Here is a 12,834-nt window from a genome sequence, read left to right on the forward strand (position 1 = left end):
CCAAAAGGCTTCGAACACCTGTTTGAGGAAACTGTGTAAATCGCCCGACACAGTGGTGGCGATTTGCCTCGTCAATCGACTACGCTCTACGCCATCGTGTAGGACAATCCACTTGGAAGTGCTCCCCCACCATGGGGTAACTACAGCAGGGAAGCGTGACCCGATGTCGACCTCTGAAGTGCTTCTCCGCCCCGTGGCGGACGCTGACCAAGTGTTTCTGCGTGCCTTGTACGGTACCACCCGGGCCGCCGAAATGGCCGCGCTGGCGTGGGACCAGGCAACGATCGAGCATTTTCTCGACCAGCAGTGGCGTGCCCAGCACTTGCATTACCAGGCGCAGTACCCCGACGCCTGCTTTCTGATCATCGAAACCGCCAACGAACGTATCGGCCGTGCTTCCCTGCAATGGGCCGACAGTCACCTGCAGATCATTGATATGGCAATTTTGCCCGCCTGGCAGGGACAGGGTATCGGCTCTCGTCTGCTGCGCCAGTGGCTGGCACAGGCTGACCGCCAGGGCCTGAGCGCCGGTTTGCACGTCACTTCGCACAGCCCGGCAGTGCGCCTGTATCGGCGCAGTGGCTTCGCGGTTGTCGAGGACAATGGTCTGTACCTGAAGATGCATCGTTCCTGAACCCATTTCGCGGGCCACCTGGTCCGCCTTGCAGGTAGTCATAGGAGAGCAGCAAATGGATCCGTTTCTCGGTGAGATCAAGATGTTCGCAGGCAACTTCGCGCCTCGCGGTTGGGCATTCTGCCAAGGTCAGCTGATGAGCATTGCCCAGAACAACGCTTTGTTCGCGCTGCTTGGCACTACGTATGGCGGCGATGGCAAGACCACTTTCGCCCTGCCAGACCTGCGCGGTCGCGGGCCAATCGGTTTCGGCACCGGGCCAGGCCTGGCCGATGTGGTGCAGGGCGAAGCTGGCGGTGTCAACGATGTCACGCTGTTGCAGTCGAACATGCCGATGCAGCAGGCGGTGATCCCTGCCCAGACCGTTTCGGTGGCCATACCGGCGGTGGAGGGCGATGCCAACGCTGCGGCACCTTCGTCTGGCAACGTGCTGGCCAAGTCTTTTGACAGTTCGGGGGCAGGGGCGGCGGCGGATATCTATTCCAGTGACGTGCCCAACACCAGCCTCAAGCCGTTCAACGTCACGGTGCCTCAAACCAGCGTTAACCTGGGTGGTGCCTCGCTACCTGTTTCTGTGCAAAACCCCTACCTGGGCATGAACTTCATCATCGCCCTGGAAGGCATCTTCCCGAGCCGTAACTGAGTCAAGGCAGTGCAGTTCATCGCGGGGAGCATGTCGGCTCCCCGCGGTGCGTCAGGATTTTTCGACAAGGATGCGCCTTTGCCTGGCGCAGTTACAGGATCAACCAGCCCAAGGGCTGAATGAGGTCGGCATGGCATTCTGGAAGCGAAACAAGAAGAACCAAAACCCCAGCGTTTCCATGAGCCGGCCGAGCCTGATTCAGGCCTTGGAACCCCGCATGATGTTCGATGCCTCGGTGGCCGTGGTCGCCGACCAGGGCGCCCAGGCCGCGGAGGTAGCCGCTGCCACGGCCACCAGCAAGGACACCGCTACCGCCAGCGATACGTCCAGTACCCAGGGCAGCGCGAGCCATGAAAGCGCGCAGCAGGCCGCACCCGCTACGGCGCCGGCTACCCTGGCTGCCGAGCGCCACGAAGTGGTGTTCGTCGACTCCGCCGTCAGTGACTATCAAAAGCTCATCGCCGGCCTGCCCGCCGGCGTCGAGGTGGTGGTGCTGGAGAACGGCAAGGACGGTTTCAAGCAGATCGCTGATTACCTCGACGGCCGTACCGATGTCACTTCCATCGATATCATCAGCCACGGTGACAGCGGCTATGTGTACCTGGCCGGCAACGCCATCTGGGCCAACCAGTTGGCCAGCCATCAGGCCGACCTGGCGCGCATCGGTGCCAGCCTGGCCGAGGGTGGCGACATCCGCTTTTTCGCCTGCAACACCGGCGAAGGCAGTGATGGCCAGCTGTTCGTCGATGAAGTGGCAAGGCTGAGCGGTGCCGATGTAGGCGCGTCTTCCGACTCGACCGGCAACCGCACCGGCGAGGACTGGGAACTGGAAACCGTCTCCGGCGTGGTCGCTACGGGCGTTGGTGTGCAACGTGGTGACCTGACGGCGTTCAATACGTCGCTGGCGACCATCACGGTAACCGACACCAATGCCACGTCCACTGCGGTTGATAGCTTTGTCTCGCTGGCCGAGGCGATCCAGGCCGCCAACACCGACACATCGGTGAACGGCTCCGCCGCCGGCAGTGGCAGCGACATCATCGTGTTCCATCAATCGCTGAGTGGCCAGACCATCCGCTGGTCCACCGCTTCGGCCTTGCTGGTCACCAGCAACATCACCATCAACGGTGATGTGGATGGCGACGGCCGAGGCGACATCATCCTCAGTGGCGACGTCAACAACAACGGCGTGCGTGATGCGACCGAGGCGTCGGGACTGCAGAGCAACAGCGGCGGCGTGCTGACGGTGCGCAACCTCGACTTCCGTGACTTCTCGGGCAACCTCGCCGGTGGCGCGATCCGTGCCAACGGTGGCTCGATCACCGTTGAAGATTCGAACTTCCAGAACAACGCCGGTGCGGTGATCAACTCGGCGACTACTGCCGGCTCGACGGTAGTGGTGCGCAACACCACCATTCATGACAACAGCGCCAGTATCGTCGGAGGCACCGCGATGTCATCGCTGGTGCGCCTGGGTGGCGCCAACAACCATGTGTTGGAAAACGTGGCGATCTACAACAACACCGGCACCTACAGTGCGAGCGGCACCGTCGCGGGCGGGGCGGTGATCGTCCTGAGCAACGTGGGCGGCTCGGTGAACATCGTCAACAGCACCATTGCCAACAACGTGTTCTTCAATACCGGTAGCGGCAGCATCACCTCCGCCGGCCTTGGCTGGGTCAGTGGCCAGGTCGGCACGATCACGGTGCAGAACTCCATCCTCACCGGCAATACCGTCAACGGTGCTGCCGCCGATGCAGCCACGGGCAGCAGCTACACCAGCACCACCAACCTGATCGGCACCACGGTCAATTTCGTCGATGCTGCCGGGGGTGATTACCGCCTGGCTTCCACGGCCAGCAACGCCATCGACCAGGGCACCAGCAGTGGCGCCCCGGCCACCGACCTGCGCGGTTTCGAGCGGCCACGCGGTGGCGGTGTGGATATCGGTGCCTACGAGGTACTGTATTCGGCACCACCGGTGGTCGACCTGGACACCACTACTGGCAGCAACGACAGCACGGTCAACTTCAGCGGCGCCGCAGTGGCGATCGTGCCGAACATCTCCCTCACCCAGACTGACGGCGACACTCAGGTCAGCGGTGCCTCCCTGGCGTTGAGCGGTGTGGTTGATGGCGCCAACGAAACCCTCTCGCTCACCGCTGCGCAGATCGCCACGGCCGCCGGCTTCGGCATTACTGTGAGCGGCTCGGGCAGCGCGGTGCTGACCCTGAGCGGTGTCGCCACCCTGGCCCAGTACCGGGCGATCCTCGCATCGGTGGCCTATGGCAACGCGGCGGCTGCCTATACCACTGGCACGCGCAGCGTGACCGTCAGCGTCAACGATGACATGGGCAGCACTACGCGTACGGCTGCGGTGGTCGTGCTGGCGCAGAACAACGCACCGGTGATCGGCAACCTCAACGGCGACAGCACTACATTCACCCAGGGCAATGGCACGATACTGATCGACGCGAACGGCAATGCGACGGTCAGCGATAGTGACTCGGCCGACTTCGGCGGTGGCAACCTAACGGCCTCGGTCAGCGCCAATGGCGTAGCCGGGGAAGATACCTTGGGTATCCTCAGCGTGGGTAACGGCGCCGGGCAGATCAGCCTCAGCGGCAATACGGTGAGTTACGGCGGGGTTGCCATCGGCACCGTAGCCGGCGGCACCGGCGGCGCCAGCCTGGTGGTGACGTTCAACGCCAATGCCACGGCCGCGTCGGTACAGGCGCTGGTGCGCAGTATCACTTATGACAACGGTAATGCCGGCAATGGCATCGGCCAGGCCAGCCGATCAGTTTCGGTAACCGTCAGCGACGGCGATGGCGCTACCTCCAGTACCGCCACGGTGCAGGTCAGTGTCCGCGAGACGGTGCCGCCGACCGCTACCATCAGCCTCAGTGACACCGCACTGAAAGTCGGCGACACATCGAACGTGACCATCACCTTCAGCGAAGCGGTGGCTGGCTTCAGCAATGCTGACCTCACGGTGATGGGCGGTACGTTGTCGGCAGTGAGCAGCAGTGATGGTGGCCTCACTTGGAGTGCGACCTTTACCCCCTCCGCCAACACCACTGTCGCCAGTGCGACGATCACCCTGAACAATGCCGGCGTCTCTGACCTGGCGGGTAATGCTGGCAGTGGCGCCACAGTGTCGCCGAGCTACAGCATCGACACGCAGCGCCCCACCGCCACTATCGTGGTCGCCGACAATGCCTTGCGCATCGGCGAAACCAGCCTGGTGACGATCACGTTCAGCGAGGCGGTGAGCGGCTTGAGCAATGCCGACCTGACCGTGGCCAACGGTACTATGAGCGCGATAAGCAGCAGCGATGGCGGCATCACCTGGACCGGGACGTTCACGCCGACCAGCAACATTACCGATGCGACCAACCTCATCACCCTGGACAACACGGGGGTGACTGACAGTGCTGGCAACGCCGGCTCCGGCACCACTAACTCGAACAACTACAGCCTCGATACCCAACGCCCGGTAGCGACAATCGTCGTCGCGGACACCGCCTTGCGCATTGGCGAAACCAGCCTGGTGACCATCACCTTCAGCGAGGCGGTGAGCGGCTTCAGCAATGCCGACCTGACCGTGGCCAATGGAACCCTCAGCGCGGTGAGCAGCAGCGATGGCGGCATTACCTGGACCGCCACCTTCACGCCCGCCAGCACTGTCACTGACGCCACCAACCTGATCACCCTGGATAACGCCGGCGTGGCCGACGCTGCCGGCAATAGCGGTAGCGGCACCACCGACTCCAATAATTACGCTGTTGACACCGTGCGGCCGACCGCGACCATCGTGGTCGCCGACAGCAGCCTGGCCATTGGCGAAACCAGCACCGTCACCATCGTTTTCAACGAACCCGTCACCGGCCTGACCCTGGCCGACTTCACGGTACAGAACGGCACGCTCAGCGGCCTGAGCACCAGCGACAACATCAACTGGACCGCCACCTTCACGCCCGCCGGCAATGTCACCGATGCCAGCAACCTGATCACCTTGGACAATACCGGGGTGATGGACACGGCTGGCAACGCCGGCACCGGTAGTACCGACTCGAACAACTACGCCATCGACAGCCAGCGGCCAACTGCGGCCATCGTGATGGCCGACACGACGCTGACCGTGGGTGAAACCACCACGGTGACCATCACCTTCAGCGAAGCGGTGACCGGCTTCACCCTGGCCGACCTGTCGGTGCCGAATGGCAGCCTGAGCGGGCTGACCAGCAGCGACGGCGGCATCACCTGGACGGCCACCTTCACGCCGTCGATCAACGTGCAGGACGCCAGCAACGTCATCACTCTGAGCAACACCGGGGTGGCCGACCTGGCCGGCAACATTGGCAGCGGCACCACCACCTCCGGCAACTACACAGTCAGCACCCTGCAACCCACGGCGACGATCGTGATGAGCGATTCGGCCCTGCGTATCGGTGAGACCAGCCTGGTGACCATTACCTTCAGTGAGGCGGTGGCCGGCTTCACCACTGCTGACCTGACCGTGGCCAACGGCACCCTGAGCGGGCTTGCCAGTGCAGACGGCGGCATCACCTGGACCGCCACCTTCACACCCACCAGCAATGTCACCGATGCCTCCAACCTGATCACCCTCGACAACAGCGGTGTGGTGGGCCAGAGCAGTGGCAACGCGGGCTCCGGCACCACCGATTCGAACAACTACGCCATCGACACTCAGCGCCCTACGGCAACCATCGTGGTGGCCGACAGCCAACTGGCGGCAGGCGAGACATCGCTGGTGACCATCACCTTCAGCGAGGCGGTGGTTGGCTTCAGCAATGCCGACCTGAGCGTGGCCAACGGTACCCTCAGCGCGCTCTCCAGCGGTGACGGCGGCGTGACCTGGACTGCGACATTGACGCCCACAGTTGGCATCAGCGATACCAGCAACCTGATCACCTTGGACAATACCGGCGTGATGGACACGGCTGGCAACGCCGGCACCGGTAGCACCGACTCGAACAATTACGCCATCGACAGCCAGCGGCCGACCGCGGTCATCCTGATGGCCGACACGACGCTGACCGTGGGTGAAACCACCACGGTGACCATCACCTTCAGCGAAGCGGTGACCGGCTTCACCCTGGCCGACCTGTCGGTGCCGAACGGCAGCCTGAGCGGGCTGACCAGTAGCGACGGCGGCATCACCTGGACGGCCACCTTCACGCCGTCGAGCAACGTGCAGGATGCCAGCAACGTCATCACCTTGAGCAACACTGGGGTGGCCGATCTGGCCGGCAACGCTGGCAGCGGCATCACTTCCTCGGGCAACTACGTGGTCGATACCATCGTCCCCACAGCAACCATCGTGGTGGCCGACACTGCGTTGCGCCTTGGTGAGACGTCGCTGGTGACCATTACCTTCAGTGAGGCGGTGTCCGGCTTCAGCAATGCCGACCTGACCGTGGCCAACGGAACCCTCAGCGCGGTGAGCAGCAGCGATGGCGGCATCACCTGGACCGCCACCTTCACGCCCACCGGCAATATCACCGATGCCTCCAACCTGATCACCCTGGACAATACCGGAGTGGTCGGCCAGGGCGGCAACGCCGGTGTCGGCACGACTGATTCGAACAACTACGCCATCGACACCCAGCGCCCGACGGCAACCATCGTGGTGGCTGACAGCCAACTGGCGATTGGCGAGACGTCGCTGGTGACCATCACCTTCAGCGAGGCGGTGGTCGGCTTCAGCAATGCCGACCTGACCGTGGTCAACGGTACCCTCAGCGCGCTCTCCAGCGTTGACGGCGGCGTGACCTGGACTGCGACACTGACGCCCACAGTTGGCATCAGCGATACCAGCAACCTGATCACCTTGGACAATACCGGCGTGATGGACTCGGCTGGCAACGCCGGCACCGGTAGCACCGACTCGAACAATTACGCCATCGACAGCCAACGCCCGACCGCCACCATCGTGGTCGCTGACAGCAACCTGACCGTGGGCGAAACCAGCCAGGTGACCATCACCTTCAGCGAAGCGGTGACGGGCTTGAGCAATGCCGACCTGACGGTGGCCAATGGCACCTTGAGCGCGCTTTCCAGTGCCGACGGCGGCATCACCTGGACAGCCACCTTCACCCCGGCCGTGGGTGTGCGCGATACCAGCAATGTCATCACCCTGGCCAACACGGGCATCGCCGACCTTGCCGGCAACACTGGCAGCGGCACTACCTCGTCGGGCAACTACGCGGTCGACACTATTGTCCCTACCGCGACCATCGTGGTGGCCGACACTGCCTTGCGCATTGGCGAAACCAGCGTGGTAACGATCACCTTCAGCGAGGCGGTGAGCGGCTTCAGCAATGCCGACCTGACGGTGAATAACGGCACCCTGAGCACGGTCTCCAGTACCGATGGCGGCATCACCTGGACCGCCACCTTCACGCCTACCGGCAATATCACCGATGCCACCAACCTGATCAGCCTGGACAATACCGGAGTGGTCGGCCAGGGCGGCAACGCCGGTGTCGGCACGACCGATTCGAACAACTACGCCATCGACACCCAGCGCCCGACGGCAACCATCGTGGTGGCCGACAGCCAACTGGCGGCAGGCGAGACGTCGCTGGTGACCATCACCTTCAGCGAGGCGGTGGTCGGCTTCAGCAATGCCGACCTGAGCGTGGCCAACGGTACCCTCAGCGGGCTCGCCAGCAGCGACGGCGGCGTGACCTGGACGGCGACATTGACACCCTCAGCTGGTATCAGCGATACCAGCAACCTGATCACCCTGGACAATACCGGCGTGGCGGACTTGGCTGGCAACGCAGGTTCCGGCAGTACCGACTCGAACAACTACGCCATCGACAGCCAGCGGCCGACCGCCACCATCGTGGTCGCTGACAGCAACCTGACCGTGGGCGAAACCAGCCAGGTGACCATCACCTTCAGCGAAGCGGTGACGGGCTTGAGCAATGCCGACCTGACGGTTGCCAATGGCACCTTGAGCGCGCTTTCCAGTGCCGATGGCGGCATCACCTGGACAGCCACCTTCACCCCGGCCGTGGGTGTGCGCGATACCAGCAATGTCATCACCCTGGCCAACACGGGCATCGCCGACCTTGCCGGCAACACTGGCAGCGGCACTACCTCGTCGGGCAACTACGCGGTCGACACCATCGTCCCTACCGCAACCATCGTGGTGGCCGACAACGCGTTGCGGGCGGGCGAGTCTAGCCTGGTGACCATCACGTTCAGCGAAGCTGTCAGCGGTTTTACCTTGGCTGACATGAGCGCGGCCAATGGTGTGCTGACCAATCTGAGCAGCCTGGACGGTGGCATCACCTGGACCGCGACGCTGACACCGACCAGCAATGTCGAAGACACCAGTAACCTTGTTTCTCTGGACAACAGTGGCGTAGTTGCCACGGCCTCTGGCAACGCCGGTGTGGGTAGCAGCATTTCCAACAACTACGCCATCGACACACGCGTCCCTAGCGTGACCAGTGTCGGTGGGCCCGCGGGCGTTTCCTACAACACCGGCGATGCGCTGGTGTTCGTGGTCAATGCCAGTGAAGCAGTGCAGGTGGCCGGTTCGCCACGCCTGGCCTTGGAAGTCGGCGGGCGCACGGTGTTCGCCGAGTTGATGGCGGGTGCTGGCACGCCGACGCTGGTGTTCCAGTACATCGTCCAGGCCGGCGACAATGACAGCGACGGCATCCGCGTGACCGGCCTGTCGGCCAATGGAGCCACCCTGAGCGATGCCCAGGGTAATGCAATGAACCTGGCCTTGAATGGCGTCGCCGACACCAGCAAGGTGCTGGTCGATACACTGGCACCTGCAGCCGTCGGCATCGTCACCCTCGACCCATCCCCGAGCAACGCGCAGAGCGTACGCTTCACCGTCACCTTCAGCGAACGCGTCAACGGCGTTGACCTGGCCGACTTCAGCCTGGTCGCCAGCGGTACCGCCAGCGCTACGCTCAGTGGCCTGCGCCAGATAAGCGATGGTGTCTACGAGATCACCGCTAGCGGTGTCAGCGGCACCGGTACCCTGGGTTTGAACCTGAAGGCCGCTGGCACTGCGATCAGCGATGTGGCCGGTAACCTGCTGACGGGTGGCCTGACCGGCGCGGTGTACAACATCGACCATGACGCCCCCACGGTGAATAGCGTCAGCGTGCCGGTGGGGGTGCACTACAACACCGGCGATACGCTGACCTTCGTGGTCGATACCAGCGAAGCGGTGATTGTCGACGGCGCCCCGCAGCTGGCACTGGATGTGGGTGGGCGTACGGTGTATGCCGATTTCGTCGCTGGCTCCGGCACGCCGACGCTGGTGTTTCAGTACCGCATCCAGGCTGGCGACAACGATTCCGACGGCATTCAGGTAGTGGGGCTGACAGCCAATGGCGCGACCTTGCACGACGCTGCTGGCAATGCCTTGCAGCCAGGGCTGGGGGCGGTTGGCGACAGTGCTGGAATCATCGTCGATACACGCTTGCCGAGCGTCGAGTCGATCGTGCCGACGCCTGTCAATGGCAGCGGTAGCCAGGGCTTCATCGTGACCTTCAGTGAAGAGGTTCGCGGCGTTGATCTGAGTGACTTCCAACTGGTATCGAGCGGCAACGCCAGCGGCACCCTGCAATCACTGGTGCAGCTCGACAGCCGTACCTGGCAGGTGAATATCGCCGGGGTTGCCGGCAGCGGCAGCCTGGCATTGGCCTTGAACACCAGCGGCACGGCTATCAGTGACATGGCTGGCAACGGGCTGGAGGGTGGTTTCGTCGGCCAGGGCAGTGTGCTGCAGAGCACAGGTGGTGACCCGCAGTTCCTGGCCTACCCGGCCGCGCCGCCAAGTCTGGCCGGCCAGCCTCTACCACTGCCCGGCACACCTGCACCAGCGTTCTCGGCGTTCCAGTCACCTTTGCTGCCAGTACCGTTGTTCGAAGTGCCCAGTGCTGGCGGTGGGCTGCCGCCGCTGGGCAGCATCTTTATCCGCGAGGGGGCCCTGGCGCCTAGCTACCTTGCCCAGGTGTTCGCAGGTCAGCAGGGCGGCTCCGCCATCGGCAACGGCACCGGGGCAGGTTTCCTCGGCTTCGGCGGTGGTGATGCCAGCGTGTTCGGCGCCAGCAGCCTGGCCAATATTTTCGACAAGACGCTGCCGGACGATGGCGGCCAGTATGAGCTCAGTGGTGGCAAACCCTGGCGCCAGGGTGGCGAAGGGCAGTCAGGTGCGCCGACGCTGGGGCAGCAGTTGCAGGCATTCAAGGAGGGCGAGCAGCGCCAGGTCAGGGAACTGGCCCTGGCGCTTGGGCAGATCAAGGCACCCATGCCCGAGGCGTGAGCCGGAGCCATGGCGGATAACAACACAATGGATATCAAAAAGCAGTACCAGGGGGCGGTGGGGATGAGCAAGGCATCAAGGATATTTGCGATCAGCATGTTGGCACTGACAGTGACCGGTTGTGCGGTCAAGACCCAGCCGATCGAGCGCAGCGTCAGCGAACAGCGCGCGCGTGACGACCTAGCCAGCATGTTCAAGGGCCAGGAGGCACTGCAAAGTCCGCTGACCCTGCACCAGGCAATGGCCCGCGCGGTCAAGTACAACCTGGAGGCGCGCCTGAAGGTGATGGAAGAAGCCTTGGCCCAGCGCCAGGTAGACCTGGCCACGTTCGATATGTTGCCACGCATGGCGATGTCGGCTGGGTATGCAGGGCGCAGCAACACCAGCGCCGCCAGCAGCCGCAGCGTGCTGACCAACACCCAGTCGCTGGAACCCTCCACCTCCCAAGACCGCGACCGCGACGTGGCGGACCTGACCATGGTGTGGAACGTGCTGGACTTCGGTGTCAGCTATGTCAGCGCCAAACAGCAGGGCGACCAGCGCCTGATCGTGCAGGAACGCCGGCGCAAGGTGGTGCAGACCATCATCCAGGACGTGCGCTCGGCCTACTGGCGGGCGGTGGCTGCCGAGCGCCTGCTCAAGCAGATCGATGCGCTGATGGTGCGGGTCGAGCAGGCGCGTGACAACAGCGAGCGTATGGGCGAGCAGCGCATTGGCGACCAGATCCAGGCGCTCAACTACCAGCGTTCGCTGATAGAAGCCACACGTCAGCTGGAGGAACAGCGCCGCGCCTTGTCGCTGGCCAAGACCGAATTGGGCGCGCTGATCAACTTGCCGCCGGGCACCGAGCTGACCCTGGCGGCCAGCGACGACTACAGCGTGCCCGAGCTCAAGGTCGGGCTGGACAGCCTTGAGCAGCAGGCGCTTGCCTCACGCCCGGAACTGCGCGAGCAGGACTACCAGGCACGCATCAGTGCCGCCGAGGTGCGCAAGGCGATGCTGCGCATGTTGCCGGGCCTGGAGTTCTCCGCTGGCGGGCATTACGACAGCAACAGCTTCCTGACCAACCAGCACTGGGCCGACTACGGCGTGAAGGTCACCTGGAACCTGTTCAACGTGTTGTCCGGCCCAGCGTCGATCGATGTGGCCAAGGCAGGTGAGCAGGTGGTCGAGGCACGCCGCCAAGCCATGTCGATGGCCATCCTGGCCCAGCTGTACGTGGCCAACGCCAACTACAGCGAAGCACGTCGCCAGTTCGCCACCAGCCAGCAGATGGTCGCCCTTGATCAGCAGATCGTCGAGCAGCTGCGCAACCGCCACCAGGCCCAGGGTATTGGCGAGCTGGAACTGATCCAGGGTGAGCTCAACGCCTTGCAGGCAGACTTGCGCCGCGACCTGGCCTACGCCGAGCTGCGCAACAGCTACGGCCAACTGTTCGCCAGTGCCGGCCTTGATCCGCTGCCGGAAACCTTGCCGTCCGACAAGCTGTCCGACATCGCCCAGGCGCTGGGCAACAGCGAGGCCCGCTGGCAGCGTGGCGAGATCACGCCGGAGTCATGAGACCTTGGGGCGCCAAGACCTGCTTGAGGACATAACCCAACAGCAGGTCCTGCGCCGTTTGCAGCGTGGTGCCAGCGGTATCCACTACCAGTTCGGGGTGCTGCGGCGCTTCATAGGGTGCATCGATGCCGGTGAACCCCTTCAGCTCGCCCGCCCGTGCCCGGCGGTACAGCCCCTTGGGGTCGCGCGCTTCGCAGGTGGCCAGATCCGCTTTGACATGCACTTCATGGAACCCGGCCTTGCATGCCCGGCGCGCGGCTGCGCGGTCGGCGCGGTAAGGCGAAATGAGCGCAGCGATGCAGATCAGCCCGGCATCGGCGAACAGCGCTGCCACCTCGCCGGTACGGCGGTTGTTTTCATGACGGTCGGCGGGGGAGAAGCCAAGGTCGGCGTTAAGGCCGTTGCGCAGGACGTCGCCGTCGAGTACGTAGCAGGGGTGGCCTAATTGCGCCAGGCGTAGTGCCAGGGCGTTTGCCAGGGAAGATTTGCCTGCGCCGGAGAGGCCGGTTAGCCAGATTACTGCGCCAGGGTGGTGGGGGGCGCTTCCTGCGTTGGGCACGGTTGGTTCTCCAAGGGGAGGGCGGGGGTGGGGGCTTGGATGGTTAGGATAGTTGGGGATGGGGTGGGGGATACGCCAAAGGTTTAGGTTCGGACATAAACATGGAT

At 63.7% G+C, this 12,834-nt stretch carries 5 protein-coding genes; 4 read left to right on the forward strand and 1 reads right to left on the reverse strand.

From position 1 onward, the window contains the following. Positions 1 to 163: 163 nt before the first annotated feature. The 4 genes from JET17_RS03370 to JET17_RS03385 all read left to right on the forward strand — a co-directional run bounded on the left by JET17_RS03370 (position 164) and on the right by JET17_RS03385 (position 12,168). Positions 164 to 634: a GNAT family N-acetyltransferase gene (locus JET17_RS03370; RefSeq protein ID WP_012312609.1), complete on the forward strand. Its 471-nt coding sequence runs from the start codon at positions 164 to 166 to the stop codon at positions 632 to 634. Positions 635 to 689: 55 nt separating this feature from the next. Beyond that, positions 690 to 1,277 carry a phage tail protein gene (locus JET17_RS03375; protein WP_012312610.1) on the forward strand — a complete coding sequence of 196 codons (588 nt, stop codon included), beginning with the start codon at positions 690 to 692 and terminating at the stop codon, positions 1,275 to 1,277. Between the two features lie 130 nt (positions 1,278 to 1,407). Then, the gene (locus JET17_RS03380) at positions 1,408 to 10,608 is read left to right on the forward strand and encodes an Ig-like domain-containing protein (RefSeq protein WP_012312611.1); all 9,201 of its coding nucleotides are present in this window, start codon (positions 1,408 to 1,410) and stop codon (positions 10,606 to 10,608) included. A 63-nt stretch (positions 10,609 to 10,671) separates the two neighbouring features. After that, positions 10,672 to 12,168, forward strand: coding sequence for a TolC family protein (locus JET17_RS03385; protein ID WP_042111873.1), 1,497 nt, complete (start codon positions 10,672 to 10,674; stop codon positions 12,166 to 12,168). Here JET17_RS03385 and cysC read toward each other — a convergent pair. Then, a complete protein-coding gene (gene cysC / locus JET17_RS03390) occupies positions 12,152 to 12,727 on the reverse strand; it encodes an adenylyl-sulfate kinase (RefSeq protein ID WP_012312613.1) in 576 nt (191 codons plus the stop codon). The genes JET17_RS03385 and cysC overlap by 17 nt on opposite strands. Between the last annotated feature and the right edge of the window lie 107 nt (positions 12,728 to 12,834).

The sequence above is a fragment of the Pseudomonas putida genome (assembly GCF_016406145.1).
Lineage (GTDB): Bacteria > Pseudomonadota > Gammaproteobacteria > Pseudomonadales > Pseudomonadaceae > Aquipseudomonas > Aquipseudomonas putida_E.

Bases quoted from the DNA above. Each gene is read 5' to 3' on its own strand.
- JET17_RS03370 (WP_012312609.1), top strand. From the start codon at position 164: ATGTCGACCTCTGAAGTGCTTCTCCGCCCCGTGGCGGACGCTGACCAA.
- JET17_RS03375 (WP_012312610.1), top strand. From the start codon at position 690: ATGGATCCGTTTCTCGGTGAGATCAAGATGTTCGCAGGCAACTTCGCG.
- JET17_RS03380 (WP_012312611.1), top strand. From the start codon at position 1,408: ATGGCATTCTGGAAGCGAAACAAGAAGAACCAAAACCCCAGCGTTTCC.
- JET17_RS03385 (WP_042111873.1), top strand. From the start codon at position 10,672: ATGAGCAAGGCATCAAGGATATTTGCGATCAGCATGTTGGCACTGACA.